Origin of the sequence: Chitinimonas prasina, assembly GCF_030160395.1 — a bacterium.
Classification (GTDB): domain Bacteria; phylum Pseudomonadota; class Gammaproteobacteria; order Burkholderiales; family Chitinimonadaceae; genus Chitinimonas; species Chitinimonas prasina.
In genome coordinates, this window is record NZ_BSOG01000002.1 from 1,055,467 (window position 1) to 1,070,520 (window position 15,054).

The following is a 15,054-nucleotide window of genomic DNA, read 5'->3' on the forward strand; positions in this document are numbered from 1 at the left end:
CCCACCCACCATGTTTGATGTCCTGATACGCAATGCCCTGGTTTTCGATGGCCGGGGCCATGCTCCGCAAAAGCTGGACGTAGGCATACTTGCGGGCAAGATCAGCCAGTTGGCACCCTCCATCAGCGCGCCGGCACGGCAGGTGGTGGATGCCAACGGCCTGTGGCTCACGCCCGGCTTTGTCGATATCCACACCCATTACGATCTGGAAGTGGAAGTCGCGCCAGGCCTGAGCGAATCGGTACGACATGGCGTTACCACGGTACTGATGGGCAATTGCAGCCTGTCTGTCGCCTGCGGCGACCCGGGCGATCTGGCGGACATCTTTCAGCGTGTGGAAACCCTGCCTCGGCCCCTGATTCAGCGCTGGCTGGCACAAGCCGCCCGCTGGACCAGCCTGGGCCGATATCTCGACCACCTGGCGCAACTGCCGCTAGGCCCAAATGTGGCCGTACTCCTCGGCCACAGCGCCTTGCGGGTCAAGGTCATGGGGCTGGCGCGCAGCGTCAGCGCCCATGCCACGCCCGCCGAAATCAGCGCCATGCGGGCCCTGGCCGACGAGGGCTTGGCTGCCGGTTTCTGCGGTCTGTCGGTCGATATGGTGCACTGGCACAAGGTGCATGGCGCCTGGGCCGGCCGGGCCCTGCCCTCGCACCATGCCAACTACGCCGAATACGCCGCCCTGGCCGATGCCTGCCGCGAGCGCGATGCCATATTCCAGGTCACACCCAATCCGGAACGACAGCAATCGGTCTGGCACATACTGCGACTGGGTGCAGGACATTGGCGCCGGCCACCGCTGCGCATGACGCTGCTGTCTGCGCTCGATATCGACACTCAGCCGCTGCTGTGGCGGCTCTATGCACCGCTGCTATGGTGCTACAACCGCCTGCTCGGCAACAATCTGCGCATGCAGACGCTGACCGAGCCGTTCACCCTGTATTCCGACGGGCCCATCACCCCGCTGTTTGAAGAGTTCCCCAGTGGGGTGCAGCTCAACAATACCGATACCCCGGACCAACGCCGGGCGCTATGGCAGACACCGGGTTTCAAGGAACAGTTTGCCGCCGACTGGCAGCGCCCCGGCATCAAGACCTTTCACCGAGACTTTGCCCGTATCCTTATAGTCACCGCCCCCCAGGCCGCCTGGCAGGGCCAGACGGTGGCGGCCGTGGCCGCCGAGCTGGGCATGCCGGCCATGGCGCTGTTCATCAAGCTACTGAGCGAGGCCGACACCGCCTTCCGCTGGCAGGCCTCCGGCGCCAACAACCGCGCCGGCATACGGCAGCAGCTGATGTCCCAGCCATACATCCTGCCCGGCTTCACCGATGCAGGCGCCCATGGCGCCAATCTGGCCTATTTCGATGGTGCCGTCTCGCTGCTCCGGCAAGCCGTGCAAACCGGCTTCATGCCCGTCGAGCGTGCAGTTGCCCGTGTCACTGGCGAGCCCGCTGCTTGGCTCAATCTCGATGTCGGCGTGCTAGCCATCGGTAAGCGTGCCGACCTGGCCCTGCTGGATCCCGCCGCCCTGGCGCAGGCCCGGCCTGAACCCCTGCTGGAGCAGGCCGACGAACTGGGTGGCATGCCCCGCATGGTCAACCGTGAACAGACACCACCGGTCAGGGCAGTATGGGTTGCCGGCAAGCCCTTGCTGGACCAAGGCAAGCCCTTGCCCGCACTGGGCCGCGAACAAGCCGGCCAACTGCTACGCCCCCGTACCCCCATCCATGGCCGTAACGCTGTGCAGCAACGCTATCGCGACCGCATCAGCGATCTGCAGTACGACCACGGCCTGGAGCGATACTGGGATATCTTTGTCATGAAGCACCAAAGCTGGCCCAATATCTGGTTGCATGTGCTGGCCGTCATACTCATGTATGGCTCGGCCCTGATCGCCGTGTTCAGCCTGAATCCCTGGTGGCTGCTGGGTGTGCCGCTGTCCAACCTGCTGGGCCAGTTTGGGCATGCCCGCTTCGAACCCAGCCATGTGGATGGCCGCGACGCGCTGTTTTCATGGCGCGCCATGCACGCCCTGCTCAAGCTGGCGGCGCTGGCACTCAGCGGCCGCTATGCGGCCGAGCTGGCGCGGGTCCAGGCCAGGGTGAAGCCATGATGCCCCTGCCAGCCATCACCCCTGGCAATCGCCTGGCCGCATTGGGCCTGGGCTATCTATTGTTCTGCCTGTGCTATCTGGGCAGCCATGCGCTGGCGTATACGCGTGCGCGCTATTTGCCGCTCACCGCGCTGGATGCCCTGATTCCCGCCTGGCCTGCCAGCCTGTGGCTCTACCTTTCGCAGTTCGTGCTACTGCCGCTGGCCTTTATGATGGAGCGCGACAGCCTCAGGCTCAGCCGCGCTTACTATGCCATGCTGGGCGCCACCGTCATCAGCTGCGCCATCTTTTTGGCCTGGCCCACCACGGTGGGCCAGGAAATGCGGGCCATTGGCGGCTGGACCCAACAGGCATGGCATTGGTTTTATCAGCTGGATGTCGCAGGAAACTGCTTTCCCTCCCTGCATGTGTCGCTGGCCAGCCTAGCCGCCTGGCTAATGGCTGGCCGTGGCGGTATCTGGCGTTTGCTGGCACCTGGCTGGGCAGCCTTGATCGTGCTGTCGGTACTCACTACCCGACAGCACCGCCTCGTTGATGTACTGGGTGGATTATGCGTGGCTGCCCTGTGCCTACGCCTGGCTGGTACCAAGCCGAGGCTGGCATGCTGAGCTGCCGCTTACACGACGTCGCTGCACTGGACGATGCCACACGCGACCAGATGTATGCCTTGCTGGCCCGCCACTACGCCGCCACCGACCGGCAACGGTTCGAAGAGGATCTGGCAGCCAAGCAATGGGTATTGCTGCTGACGGATGCACAGGCGCAGTTGCAGGGTTTTTCCACGCTGCATGTCTACGCTGTAGTGCATCAAGACAGGGACTGCCGTATCGTCTACTCCGGCGATACCGTGATAGACCGAGCCCACTGGGGTGAGCAGGGACTGGCCTTCAACTGGCTGAGGCTGGCAGGCCAATTGCGCAGCCAGGCACCCCAGGCACGCTGGTATTGGTTCCTGATTTCCAAGGGCCATCGTACCTATCGCTATCTACCGGCATTTGCCCGCTGCTTCTATCCGCACTGGCAACACTCCACGCCGGCTTTCGAAGCCAGCCTGCTACACAGGTTGGCGCAAGACCGGTTTGGTGCGCACTACCTGGCCGAGCAGGGTATTGTGCGTTTTCCGCAATCACTGGGGCACCTGCAGGATGACCTGGCAAGGATCAGCCCACGGGAGCAGCACCATCCAGCCGTGCGTTTCTTTCTGGAGCGCAACCCCGGCTACGCCCAGGGCCACGAATTATGCTGCCTGTGCGAACTGGCCCCAGACAACCTGCGCCCACTGGCACAGCGCCTGCTGAACAAAGGAGCGAGCAATCCATGTCAGGCATGAGCGAGCTGAAGCAATTCAACCAGCCCCTGCTGGTCGAGGGCTGGTACTGGCTGCTGCCCTCGCACCAGCTCAAGCCAGGCCAGGTCAGAGCAGTCGAACTATCCGGCAAGCAACTGGCGGTCTGGCGATCAGCCAGCGGCAAGGTCCATGTCTTCGATGCCCACTGCCCACATATGGGCGCCCATCTGGCTGAGGGCCGGGTGATGGGTGAGTCCTTGCGCTGTTTCTTTCATAACTGGCGCTTCGAGGCCGATGGCCGCTGTTCCGATATTCCCTGCCTCAAGCGTGATGGTGGTGGCATCCGTGCTCAATCCTGGCCGGTTGAGGAACACTACGGGCTGATCTGGATCTGGCCAGGTACCCAAGCCGGCCCCTTCCTGCCCATGCCGCCAGAGCTCGCAGCGCAGCCCCTGCGCTGGCAGCTAGGCAACCATTTCATCAAGGGCTGCCACCCCAATGTGGTGATGATCAATGCCATCGACGAGCACCACTTCCAGACCGTACACAAGCTACCTGGCCATATCCTGTCGCTGACGGCCACGCCTCAGGGGCAGCACACCCTGCATTTTCGCAATACCGGCACCCTGCCCCGCCATCATTGGCTGGGGCGCCTGCTGGGACGCTTCTATCGCGGCCCACTGTATTACGAGACCACCTACTGGTATGGCCACGTCGGTGTAGCCAGCTTCGGCCCGGATTTCCTCCACCTGCATGTGATGTTCGCGCTACGCCGGACCCAGGAGGGCAAGACCGAGGGCTGGGCCATCGCACTGACCCGTCGCCACGCCGGCCCTCTGGGCTGGTTGCGCGACCAGTTGGCCCTGCTGATCACCCGCGTAGGCGCCCGTTACTTTGCCCTGGGCGATACACGGGTATTCCAGACCATACGCTTCGACTTCCGCAACCCCACACCGGCCGATCGCTCGGTCATTGCCTTCATCCGCCACTATGAGCAGCAAACCCGTATCAACTGGGAAAACCATGACACCTAGGCTGGTCCTGATCACCGGCACATCAAGCGGCATAGGCAAGGCCACCGCCCTCGCATTTGCCGCCGCCGGCTGGCAGGTGCTGGCCGCCAGCCGCCAGCCAGCCACACCGGCCACTGCCGCCGGAATGCGGCATATACAGTTGGACCCCGCCTCGGCTGCCGACCGTACCGCCTTGGTCGAGTTACTGGCACGGGACTACGGCGGCCGGCTCGATTGTCTGGTCAACAATGCAGGCTATGCCCAAAGCGGCCCGGTAGAGCTGCTGGACGAAGCCGCCTGGCGCAGCCAGCTCGATACCAACTTAATTGCGCCAGCCCTGTTGACCGCAGCACTGCTGCCAGCACTGCGCCAGGGTCGTGGCTGCCTGATCAATGTCTCATCGGTGCTGGGGCGCACCAGTTATGCCTGGCAGGGCGCCTACTGCGCCGCCAAGTTCGGCATGGAAGGCTGGACTGAATCCCTGATGCTGGAAACCCAGGGCCAGGGCATACGGGTACACCTGATCGAGCCAGGCACCACGCGCAGCGAGTTTGGCGCCAATATGCTGCAGGTAGGGCAGGCTCCAGCGCCATATGCGGCCACCGCCCTGCGTTTTGCCCAGTTGCGTCAGCGCCTGGCGGGCCGCGCCCAGCCACCCGAGAAAGTCGCGCGGGTAATCTTACGGACTGCCCAGGCCCGCCGCGCGCCCTTTCGCCAACTGGTGGGGACCGACGCCCGCCTGGCGGGGCTGCTGCTGGCATGCCTGCCTTCCTCGCTGTATGTCGCACTGAATCGCCTGCTGGCACGCAAGCTGCTGCACCTGCCAGCCCAGGAGCGCCCATGAGCACGCTGGAACAGGTCTGCCGCAAGCTGGCCACGCGCCTGCCTGCCAACAACGTGGCTGCCCAGTCGGCCTCCCTGGCTACGCTCTGGCCGGCCGAATTCTTTCGCTTGCCAGCCACGGTGTTCTGGCAGCAGGCCACGACGGCGCAGCGTGATCAGCTGCTGTACCTCTGCGCCAGCACACTGCTGCGCGAGGCCCTGGGCATAGAACGTACCGCCATGGACTATTGCGCTCACCGGGTACTGGCAACGCAGGATGCGCTGGAAAAACAGGTCTATAGCCTGACCGGCGCCGATGAAGCGCGCCACTACCACTGGCTATGCTCCATTGCCGACCCACCCACCATTGCTGCCGAGCCAGACAGCTTTACCCGCTTTCTGCAGCGGCTGGTGGCCGAGGGCAGCCCCCACACCCAGTCCTATTTATTGCAGATCATTCTCGAGGGCTGGGGCATCCATCACTATCAGCGCCTGGCACGCCATGCCAACGATGCCGCAGTCAGTGCCGTCATGAATGGCATTGCCCAGGATGAAGCACTGCACTATGCCGCAGGGGTGGCCCATTTTGATGCTACCCGCCTGGACGAGGCCGAGCGTGGCTTTGTCCGTGCCGCACTGGCTGAACTGTGCGCCATGCTGGCTTGCGGGCCGCTCAGTGTCCTGGGTGTGGTGGAGACCGTGGCTGGCGGCTTCGACGACGCTACGCGAATGCAAACGTTGGTGGCGCTGGCAGAACCGGCCCAGACCGAGGAAAAACTGCAGCAACTGGCACGCTACATACGCCATAGCGGCATGGAGGCCGAAGCCGACTGGCTGGCCAAGCAGGGCCTGCTTAGCCCCATGCCAGCCGAGGTGGGCCTGCGCTACTACGGCTGAGCCAAGGCTAGCGCCACCTGCTGGGCCAGCGCCAGGTCGCACAACAACGCCACATCCTTGATATTGCCTGCCTGCATGCCACGTGCCTGTTGCACGCCATGCAGCAATGCGGCCATATCAGGCCGGCAGACGGCCCGCAGTGGCCCCAACTGCCCCAGGGCGCGGGCCAGACGGTAATGCGGCGCAGCCATCAACGCGGCATCCAGGCGCTCGGCCAGGCCGGCCTCGGCCACGTCAGACAGCAAGGCATAACAGGCAGGGGTCGCCTGCTCCAACGGGCACAGGCAAAGCAGGCCGGCGCGCGAGCCTGTCTCCGCCAGCAGTTGCTGGACAAACGCTTCCGACAGCTTCTCTCCCACCAGGTCCACGCCTCTGCCAGCCCGGCCCAGAAAGCGCAGGCAGGGAGCGGCACTGTGCATGCCGGCCACGGCCACCCTGTCGCGCAGGCAATAGCGTATCAGGCCGCCTGCCTGGCTCACCACCAGCTCACCCTCGTCACCCTCGCGCCATTGCCATAGTGGCCGCAGGCTACCGTCTGCCAGTTGCAGTTCCAGGTACACCTCACCCAGCAGCGGCACGGGGGCAGGTGCCCCCTGCAGTGGCACCGTCATGGGTCCCTCTGTCGCCAGCAGCCCTTTGCCTTGCACCATCACCCCGGAAAAAAGGTCCCTCAGCTGGGCGGCAGGCCGTGCCGCAGTTGCCTCGTCCCAGCAGGATATCAGTTGCAGCTGCGGCCAGACTGCCCTCCAGCCATGCCTAGGCACCTGGGCAATTGCCGCCAGCCTTGCCGGGGATAGTGGGGCAAAGCGGAACACCAGGCCACCACGCTCCAGCTTGCCGGCCAGCAGGGCGGGGGCCAACCTGTCCAGCGATTCCCTCATATGCTCCAGCAACAACAGCCAGAAGGTCGGGTTCCATACCGAAACCACCTCCAGCCTGTTCTCCGCCAGCAGGTGCACCGCCAGCACATCCTTGAAATCCTCGGCCGAAGTCAGCCTCAGTGCCGCAGCCGGCGCCACCAGAAAAGGCCGCAGCAGCGCCGCCATGGCACCGCTGACATAGTCGGTATCATCCTGGCTGCCCACAGCCACGCCATGCGGTGTGGCACCCTGCCCCAGCAGGGGTGGCGATACGCTCATAAAGGTCTTGCCACTGTTCAGTGTCAGCCCGGCCCGCAGCAGATCATAGGCCCAGATGCGAAACAGCCGGTCAAAGCTGCCCAATAGCGCACGGTTGTAGGGTATGGCCTTGGCGGTTCCGCTGCTGCCCGAAGTGCGCTCGTAGTAGCGCACCGCCTGGGCCGAGAAACTATTGCCACCTGTCGCCATATCAGCGTCGACAGTACTGCGCAGCGCCTCATAGGCCATGGGCTCCAGTTGCTCGAATGCCGCCATCGCCCCCGGGCCGGACAGGCCCAGTCGCCGGCCATGGCGACTACGGCCGGCCGCCGCCAGCAAGCGCGCCAGCAACTGCCGCTGGGTCTGCTCGGGCTGCTGCAATTGCTGCTGCATAAGGTTCCAGGCTGGTCGGCTCAGCTGTGTCAGCGCCCACAGTGCCGGCGGCAGCAACCAGCTCATTCGGCATCCTGCTGTGGCGGCCGGCCCCCTGCCCACCTGTCGGTCAAGGCTTTTAGCTGCGCACCCGCCGCCACCCGGGCGCCCGGCCCGAAGCGCGACCCCGCACCGATCAGCGCGCCGCTGCCCAGGCGTATGCGCCGCACATACAGGCGCAACTCGCCATTGTCCTTGCGCGACACCACATGGGCATAAAAGCCCGCCTTATGCCCTATCACCGCATAGTCACCAATTTCCAGCATGGCCCTATCGGTAATCTCCACCAGCGGTGTCCAGTAAACCTGGCGGCCTATACGCGCGCCCCAGCCACGCAGCCACAGGCTGTACAGCCCCGGCACCAAGCGCAGGCAAGCTTCCAGCTGCGGCAAGGCGTCATAGGGCAGCTGACACATATGGCCACCCCACCAGGGTACATAGGCGTCCGGCAGGTCCAGCCGGCTCACCCCTTCGCGCACCGGCCAGCAATACTGATGCAAGCGGTAGCACAGCATGGGCAGCAGATACAGATGCGCCAGCAGGCACAGCAGCGGCAGCATGCCGGGCGCCAGCAGCAGCCAGACCAGGCATGCCAGCGCCAGCAACAGGAAAACCGTGGGGAAAAGCGAGAATATCCGGCTGCGCCAGGTCATACGTAGAACTCGATCTCGAAAGTTTGCGGCGGCAGGCAACGTGCATCCTCGCCACGGGCGATGGCATCGCGTATCTCGTCCACACAGCGGTGTATGCGGTCAGGTGCGGAGTAGCGATAATGCCGTCCATGGCGTGCCACCACCTCGCCCTGCTCCGCCAGGATATCGATGTCCTGGTTTATCACCTGCTGCCCCGCCCGCCGCACAAAAGGCCACGCCAGCGCAGTAAACCAGCCGAACCGATAACTCAGGTCGGTGTAAACCAGGGTTTGGCGACCCTGCGAGGGCACGGATTGCGAAGTGATGATGAATTGATAGCCATTGGCCAGGTGATAGCGTACTGAAGTGATATTGGGCTGATAGAAGTGGTCCTCATGCACCACCGGCGCATTGCCGGGGTTGAGGAAATGCCGCCAGAAACCCAGGTTGCCCCGCTCGCCGTGATACACCACCCGTACCATGCCGTTCTCACGTATCACCGTAGCCGCAATGCGCTCGCCCTGGCTTACCCTGAACAGTTTTGCATGCACAAAAGCGGTGTGTGGCACGTCGATATAGTTCTCTATGCAGTCCGCTACATCGGCATCAAAACGGTTGACCAGCCTGACCCGCCCCCAGCCCGGCGCTTGCCAGTGGGGCATGGCAAAGGGGGGCACATCACGGGCAGCGTTGGCGGGCTTGGCCAGCCTCACGTATACATAGCCATCCTGCTCGCAGGTCTCAAACGGCGGGCTCTCCAGCTTACGCCCGCTCGCAGGGCAGCCGCCCTCGGCCGGAATATGCACCACCTGGCCGGCAGCATCATAGCCCCAGCCATGATAGCGGCAATGCAGCCGTCCCCCTTCCACCCTGCCGCTGGAGAGCCGCGCACAACGGTGCAGACAACGATCCGGCATGGCAATGGCACGGCCATCGTCAGCCCGCCAAAGCACCAGTTCTTCGTCCAGCACGTTGCAGCGCAAGGGCTGCTTACCCAGCGCCCTGGATTCGGCAGCGATATACCAGAAGCAGCGAAAATGCGGCATGCAGGTGTATTCCGCCAATCAAGCCAGCTGTAGTGGGCGCCGCGCCGCCAGCACGCCAGCAATATAGCCCAGGCCAGCCACCAGCCAGACCAGCGCAGCTACCACCTCGAAGGTCGTCAGCAACTGCGGCGCCCACAGCCATGCCGGCACCAGGATGAAACCACGCAAGGTACACAACACCGCCAGCACCCAAAGGGCCGCGCCGGTCAAGGGCAGGCGCCGCATCACACCTGCCGCCGAAAACGCATACAGCCCTGCCAGCAGCATCAAGCCACCTATCGCCAGGGTGCTGACCGGTGCCAGCCAGCTACCGGCCGCAGCCGAGGCCACCACCTGTGGCGGCGCCCCAAAAAACGCATACCAGCCCGGCCCAAACAGGGGGGCAACAAAATGGATGACGGCACCGAACAGGGCAATGGCTGCGGCGAGCAACAAGGCAAGGCGGTGGAACATGGTTTTCTTCCCGGTACGATGGACAGCCGGAATATAGGGCATATGGCCCCCGCTGGCACGTACCGGGCAAACCGGGCATCATGGCAGGCATGAGTCAGCTTGCCTCTCCGCTCATGTCGCCAGCGCTGGTCTACTGGGCCAGCCTGCCCTTCTGCACCTTTGTACTACTACTCGTGCTGGAGCGCCTGCGGCCCTTGCATACGGGCCGTGCCAGCACCGGTGACTGGCTGCTCAACGGCAGCGGCCTGCTGGCGCAAGGCTTGCTCATACCCTTGTTATCGCTCTGGCTGGGGCAGCAACTGGCCATGCAGCTACCTAGTCTGAACGGCATCTTGCCGGGCGCACTGGGTGCCTTCCTGCTCAGCTTTGTCGGTCTGGACCTGCTCTATTACGCTCAGCACCGCTACCTGCACAGCCATGCCTGGTGGCTGCACCTGCCACACCACAGCAGCCAGCAACTGGGCGCCTGGGCCAGTGCCCGCAATACGCTGTGGCTGCAGCCGCTGTTTGTCTACGTGCTGCCCAGCGCCTTGCTATCGCTGCTGTGTCAGGACAAACAGGCTTATCTGGCCGGCACCCTACTGACAGCCAGCCTCGATTTATGGCGCCATAGCGCCATACGCTGGCCCCACTGGCTGCAGCAGCGCCATGGCTGGCTCTGCTGGCTGCTGATCACTCCGGCCAGCCACCACCTGCACCACGCCGCCGGTACCACTGCCATCAATCTTGGCGCCAATCTCAGCTGCTGGGACAGGTTGTTCGGCAGCTACGCCGCACCACAGGGCTACCCCTTGCGCTATGGCGCCAGGACACGGCAAAGTGCCTGGCAACAACTCCTTACCCCCTGGCATCACAAGCCGGACGAAAGCTAGAACATGCATCGCGGCCTGGAACAATCGCTGCCCCACTCACTGCTGGACGACCCGCAACTGGGCAAGCAGGTAGCGCTCAATCTCAAACGTAATCGCGCCCAGGACGCCACCGAGGCCATGGAAGCCGCCGTTGCGGCCTATCGCTTCGAGGACTGCCAGCACAGCGCCTGGAACCCCGAGCAATACGCCTTGCTGTGGGGCACCGCGCTTTGGCATGAATCCAGCCCCAGCCAGCGCCGCCTGCTCAACCAACTGTATTGGGTGGCCTATTACAGCCAGATCATGTCGGCCGAGATTGCCACCATCTTCCTCAACCAGGTCTCGGCTGCGGGGCTATATGCGGTAGAGGATTTTCGCCCCATCTGCGACAGCCTGGATCTGGAAACGCGCCAGGAACGCGCCCATATCCATGCCTTCAAGACCATAGGCGAAGACGTGGAACACCGTCTGTTCGGCCGCCGCATCTTTACCTACCCCATGCGCCACCCCATGACCGAGACCATGGTGTTTGCCGATACCAATGGCCTCAGAACCTGGTGGAAAGGCATACAGCTAAGGGCCTTCACCGCCATGGCCGGCAACCCCTTTCTGGGTAGCCAATATCTGCTGATACGAGGCCTGCGTACCCTCAATGGCAAAATCGTGCAGCACAAGCTCAGCCAGTATTACGAGCACCATACGGACCAGGCCAACGCACCCATACCCGCTGCCATCAGCTGGTACCATTTCTCGGATGAGAGTTTCCATTTCCACACCTCCCGCCTGGTGGGTGTGGAAGTACCCCGAGTGCTACCCAAGCCCACCTCCTTCGAGCGCTGGGTAGTCAACCAGGGGGTGGCGGGCTGCCAGCGCGATCACTACCATTTCTCAAGCGCGGTTAACGGCATCTTCTGGTACGACCCGGCACTGTACCGCCCCATTTACCAGGTACTGCGCTCACCCGCATTTGGCTTGGACCATGGCGGCGCCATGCAGATGCTGCACCGCTGCTTCTGCGAGGACTCCGAAGGCGTACAGGCCGCCGCCCAGACTCATAGGGAGGCTGTGGCGTCCTACCGCCTGTTTGTCGATTCCATCAGCTGGCTGAGTGCCGGCAATCGCGAAATGCGCCACATGGCCAGCAACAATACCCATCGCTATCTGCGCACCAACCGCCAAGCCTATGCCCGCTTCAAAGGCCAGGCAGCCGCACTGGAGCGCACCCACAACCTTCTGCAGACCGCCCGCGCATGATGCACTACACCCTGGATTTTCCCGACAGCCCCTATCCCAGCATCCAGCTACCCGAGGGCAGCGCGCTGTCGCTGCAGCTCTCCGCCCTCAATTCTCCCCTGCTATTCGGCTGCCGCGCAGGCCTGTGTGGCACCTGCCTGATAGAACTGCAGCCAGGCGCCGAGGGCAGCATCGCCCCTGCCAGCGCCGACGAAAGGGAGGCCCTGGATATCTACGCCCCCGACCAACCGCTTGCCCGCCTGGCCTGCCAGGTGCAGGTCACCGGCGATATGCGCATACGCAAACTGTGATCATGGCCTGGCCGGCGGCACAGGGAGTCGCCAACCCGACCCCGCGTAACGGTTTTGACTGGACGCGCGAACGAGCAGTACGTGGTTAGAGCAGGCTCGCACAATAAGAGCCGCTAACAAAACCCAGCGTAGCGGTTCTGGCTAGACGCGCGCAGTACACGCGCGCCGCAGACAGTGCGTGGTTACGGCAAGCTCGTACAACAACGCCAGAAGGGTATCGTTAGCCGCTCTAAGGCCACGCTCTAAGGCCAAAAGGGGTTAGTCTCGGCCATTACACCCTGCTACGCCGCCGCCCCAGCCAGTATCCCAGTATCAAGCCCAGCAACAGCAACACCACACCTACGGCCAGGATGCCGCGCAGGGCGTACTCCTTGGTTGCCGTCAGCATGGGGTTATCCAGCAGATTGACCGAGAAATGCAGCTTCACCAGCTTCCAGTTGCCCCCCTCCCTGGCCACGACTGCGGTCCAGCGGGTGGGCATGGTGCGCACGCTACCATCACGGAAGGTATAAACATCGTTGGAAACGCCATGGACCAGACCCACGTCCTCGCTGAGAAACTGGGTCAGCTCATCTGCCACGGGTGCAGCTTCCAGCTTATCCAGCAGCCTGTTTTCACCCTGGAACAAGCCATCCCAATAGGCCTTGAAGGCTTCAAGTGAGCTGAACTTCTGGTTGTCGACCGTGATGATGGTGAACTGGGAATGCAGCAACGGGGCCATCGCTTCCAGCTTGCCGCTGTTCAACGCCTGTGTGCCGGCCTTCAGTATATTGCGCAGTGCTTCATGGTCTGCATGCCGGTCCTCGGCCCGCGCAGTCGCGCAAACCAAAAGAGCCAGCAAGGGCAGCAACATCAGGCATAACCGTTTCATCGCAACTCCATCCAGTTTGGCTAACCCATACAGCCTAGTGCCTGCATGGCGCGATTGCATCCCTAGCAGCCCCTGACATGTACCCATTCGGCCACCCGCCTGTGGTTTTCCCGCCCATCTTTGCCATGGCAGGGAACTTGGCGCCAAACGGACTAGTCCTAGCCCGAATTGCTCGGCTAAAATCCGCCCATGACCGCTCTCCTCTCTTCCGTCTACAAGCTGTGGCCCGCACTCATTGCAGTGCTGATGCTGCTTGTCCCGGCGCAGGCAGAGCCGCGCGGCGTACCGCCGTCACGCATGGATGCCATGACGCAGTCGCGGGTACCCTGCCATATCGATGCCAAGACCGTCGCCAAGCAGGCGCAAAAGGCCGCTCCTAAGGTCGCCAAGAAGTCAGACTGCTGTGCGGCTGGCGGTAGCAGCGACTGTACTGCCAGATGCGGCAATCAATGCGGCAAGCTCGGCAGCCTGGGGCTGCTGTTCGATTTCTTTGAGAGCCGTCCTGGCTGCCAACCTCGCTCGCTGGCCGACAATTTCAGCGACACCGACCTCCCCACGCCCGACCGGCCACCCAGGCTGATCTAACCTTCCTCGTCTGACCATTAGGTCCTGCAATAGCCGCCCATTCGGGCCACGCCTTGTTATTGCCATGCCTGCCATACGGCCAAGCACAGCTACCGATATAGGGCGCAACAGACCTTCTCCCGTGATACCGGTTGCCCATGCCGGTTCTCCATGGGCCTGTACCTGAAAGGACATCCTATGAAACGCAAACTCCTGATCATCGCCTGTGCACTCAGTCTGCCCAGCCTTGCCTATGCCGCCAGTTGCTGTGGCATGACTATCTGCTGCGAGCTGCCTTGCTGCTAAAGCACCGGGCTTGAACCGAACAGGCCACCTACACAGGTGGCCTGTTCCCAACACTGCAGGCGCCGCACCCACGCCACCCCGGCCTAGCGCACCAACCGGTGCCAGCGGGTACTTGCGCTACAAGGGTTAGCGTTCTGATGACAGCGCAGTAACGATCAATGCGGCATCAAGCGCACACCGTAGCCGCCTCCCAAAACCTCCAGCGAGAACAGCCTGTCTATATTGGGATGCTTGCCAGGATGCTTGCGGGCATCCTCCGCATGCTCGGCATACAGCCACTGCCCTAGCCGAGCAGCCTTGGGCGTGATGGCGCCAAAATCGCGATACAAGGCGTGGTAAAGCGCCAGCGAGCCCGTCTGGCCGGGCCGGTTCTCGATGATTGCCTCCAGCTTGCCCTCGCGCCAAAGCTGCATGCCGCCCAGATGGTCTATGCGAGGCAGGCAGGCCAGCACCTCCGTGAAAGTAAGGCTGGGTGTCGTTTGCAACAGTTGCTTGCTGGCCTCGCGGAACTGGGGTACGCGGCTGTCGCGCATCCATTCGAACAGCGCCATCTCACGGGTTACGACCGTCACACCTGCCGCAGTCATGCGCGCAATCGCCGCCGCTTTGTCGTCCCGGCTACGCGACCCGATGGCATCGGCCACCAGGAACACCTGCTTGCCAGCAGCCTGCATTTCCAAGGCGGTCTGCAGCACACAAACATGGGCCTCCATCCCGCATACCACTACCTGTGGCCGCGTCTCTGCAGCCGTACCCTTCAGGCAGTCTGCCGCCACACAAGAGAAACTGGTCTTGTCAACCACCGGGGCATCCACAGCAGCAGCCTTCAACACCGGCAAGGTGCCGCCCAATCCTTGTGGATATTGCTCGGAGAACACCACTGGCACCCCATTGAGGCGGGCCGCACTGATCAGCCACTTGAGCGAGGCCACCAGCCGCGGCGCATCATTGACGGCAGCCACCAGTTTCTCCTGCACGTCTACCACCAGCAAAGTACAGGCATCAGGGTGCATCAGCATGGGCGTCTCCTTATGGTTATCTGTAACACCATCGTACCGCGAGCCGCCCTACTGAAAAAGCAAAAGGGCGTATTGCTACGCCCTT

Annotated in this window: 16 protein-coding genes; 10 read left to right on the forward strand and 6 right to left on the reverse strand. The window is 63.1% G+C overall.

The genetic code is table 11. The features are described 5' to 3' along the window. The first annotated feature begins 10 nt into the window (after positions 1-10). From QQK16_RS11905 to QQK16_RS11930, 6 genes are read left to right on the forward strand one after another with little or no spacing between them, the layout of a single operon-like run. Positions 11-2,113: an amidohydrolase family protein gene (locus tag QQK16_RS11905; protein WP_284196683.1), complete on the forward strand. Its 2,103-nt coding sequence runs from the start codon at positions 11-13 to the stop codon at positions 2,111-2,113. Continuing rightward, positions 2,110-2,721 carry a phosphatase PAP2 family protein gene (locus QQK16_RS11910; RefSeq protein ID WP_284196684.1) on the forward strand — a complete coding sequence of 204 codons (612 nt, stop codon included), beginning with the start codon at positions 2,110-2,112 and terminating at the stop codon, positions 2,719-2,721. The genes QQK16_RS11905 and QQK16_RS11910 overlap by 4 nt, the downstream gene beginning before the upstream one ends. Further along, positions 2,715-3,443 carry a hypothetical protein gene (locus tag QQK16_RS11915; protein WP_284196685.1) on the forward strand — a complete coding sequence of 243 codons (729 nt, stop codon included), beginning with the start codon at positions 2,715-2,717 and terminating at the stop codon, positions 3,441-3,443. Before QQK16_RS11910 ends, QQK16_RS11915 begins: the two co-directional genes overlap by 7 nt. Continuing rightward, on the forward strand, positions 3,431-4,435 hold the full coding sequence (locus QQK16_RS11920; protein WP_284196686.1) for an aromatic ring-hydroxylating oxygenase subunit alpha: 1,005 nt from the start codon (positions 3,431-3,433) through the stop codon (positions 4,433-4,435). The genes QQK16_RS11915 and QQK16_RS11920 overlap by 13 nt, the downstream gene beginning before the upstream one ends. Next, entirely contained in the window at positions 4,425-5,258 is an 834-nt protein-coding gene (locus QQK16_RS11925; protein ID WP_284196687.1) for an SDR family NAD(P)-dependent oxidoreductase, read from the forward strand. Before QQK16_RS11920 ends, QQK16_RS11925 begins: the two co-directional genes overlap by 11 nt. Further along, positions 5,255-6,133, forward strand: coding sequence for a ferritin-like domain-containing protein (locus QQK16_RS11930; RefSeq protein ID WP_284196688.1), 879 nt, complete (start codon positions 5,255-5,257; stop codon positions 6,131-6,133). The genes QQK16_RS11925 and QQK16_RS11930 overlap by 4 nt, the downstream gene beginning before the upstream one ends. Here the strand turns inward: QQK16_RS11930 and QQK16_RS11935 are convergent. Genes QQK16_RS11935 through QQK16_RS11950 form a run of 4 tightly spaced genes read right to left on the reverse strand, consistent with a single transcriptional unit; the run spans position 6,124 to position 9,814 of the window. Continuing rightward, positions 6,124-7,710, reverse strand: coding sequence for a GH3 family domain-containing protein (locus tag QQK16_RS11935; protein WP_284196689.1), 1,587 nt, complete (start codon positions 7,708-7,710; stop codon positions 6,124-6,126). The genes QQK16_RS11930 and QQK16_RS11935 overlap by 10 nt on opposite strands. Next, positions 7,707-8,336, reverse strand: a complete 630-nt coding sequence (locus tag QQK16_RS11940; RefSeq protein WP_284196690.1) for an acyltransferase — start codon at positions 8,334-8,336, stop codon at positions 7,707-7,709. Before QQK16_RS11940 ends, QQK16_RS11935 begins: the two co-directional genes overlap by 4 nt. Continuing rightward, entirely contained in the window at positions 8,333-9,361 is a 1,029-nt protein-coding gene (locus QQK16_RS11945) for an aromatic ring-hydroxylating oxygenase subunit alpha (RefSeq protein ID WP_284196691.1), read from the reverse strand. Before QQK16_RS11945 ends, QQK16_RS11940 begins: the two co-directional genes overlap by 4 nt. 18 nt (positions 9,362-9,379) lie before the next feature. Next, positions 9,380-9,814, reverse strand: a complete 435-nt coding sequence (locus QQK16_RS11950) for a hypothetical protein (RefSeq protein WP_284196692.1) — start codon at positions 9,812-9,814, stop codon at positions 9,380-9,382. 89 nt (positions 9,815-9,903) lie between these two features. On the opposite strand from QQK16_RS11950, the gene QQK16_RS11955 reads away from it, so the two are divergent. Genes QQK16_RS11955 through QQK16_RS11965 form a run of 3 tightly spaced genes read left to right on the forward strand, consistent with a single transcriptional unit; the run spans position 9,904 to position 12,209 of the window. Then, positions 9,904-10,686 (forward strand): sterol desaturase family protein, encoded by a 783-nt coding sequence (locus tag QQK16_RS11955; protein WP_284196693.1) that lies wholly within the window; start codon positions 9,904-9,906, stop codon positions 10,684-10,686. A gap of 3 nt (positions 10,687-10,689) precedes the next feature. Then, complete coding sequence (locus tag QQK16_RS11960; protein ID WP_284196694.1) at positions 10,690-11,919, forward strand: hypothetical protein; 1,230 nt, start codon at positions 10,690-10,692, stop codon at positions 11,917-11,919. Beyond that, positions 11,916-12,209 carry a 2Fe-2S iron-sulfur cluster binding domain-containing protein gene (locus QQK16_RS11965; protein WP_284196695.1) on the forward strand — a complete coding sequence of 98 codons (294 nt, stop codon included), beginning with the start codon at positions 11,916-11,918 and terminating at the stop codon, positions 12,207-12,209. The genes QQK16_RS11960 and QQK16_RS11965 overlap by 4 nt, the downstream gene beginning before the upstream one ends. Before the next feature lie 271 nt (positions 12,210-12,480). On the opposite strand, the gene QQK16_RS11970 is transcribed toward QQK16_RS11965, so the two are convergent. Beyond that, positions 12,481-13,080 carry a YybH family protein gene (locus tag QQK16_RS11970; RefSeq protein WP_284196696.1) on the reverse strand — a complete coding sequence of 200 codons (600 nt, stop codon included), beginning with the start codon at positions 13,078-13,080 and terminating at the stop codon, positions 12,481-12,483. Between the two features lie 189 nt (positions 13,081-13,269). On the opposite strand from QQK16_RS11970, the gene QQK16_RS11975 reads away from it, so the two are divergent. Further along, positions 13,270-13,665, forward strand: a complete 396-nt coding sequence (locus QQK16_RS11975) for a hypothetical protein (protein WP_284196697.1) — start codon at positions 13,270-13,272, stop codon at positions 13,663-13,665. A 440-nt stretch (positions 13,666-14,105) separates the two neighbouring features. Here QQK16_RS11975 and QQK16_RS11980 read toward each other — a convergent pair whose 3' ends face one another. Then, positions 14,106-14,969 carry an isochorismatase family protein gene (locus tag QQK16_RS11980; RefSeq protein ID WP_284196698.1) on the reverse strand — a complete coding sequence of 288 codons (864 nt, stop codon included), beginning with the start codon at positions 14,967-14,969 and terminating at the stop codon, positions 14,106-14,108. Positions 14,970-15,054: the final 85 nt, after the last annotated feature.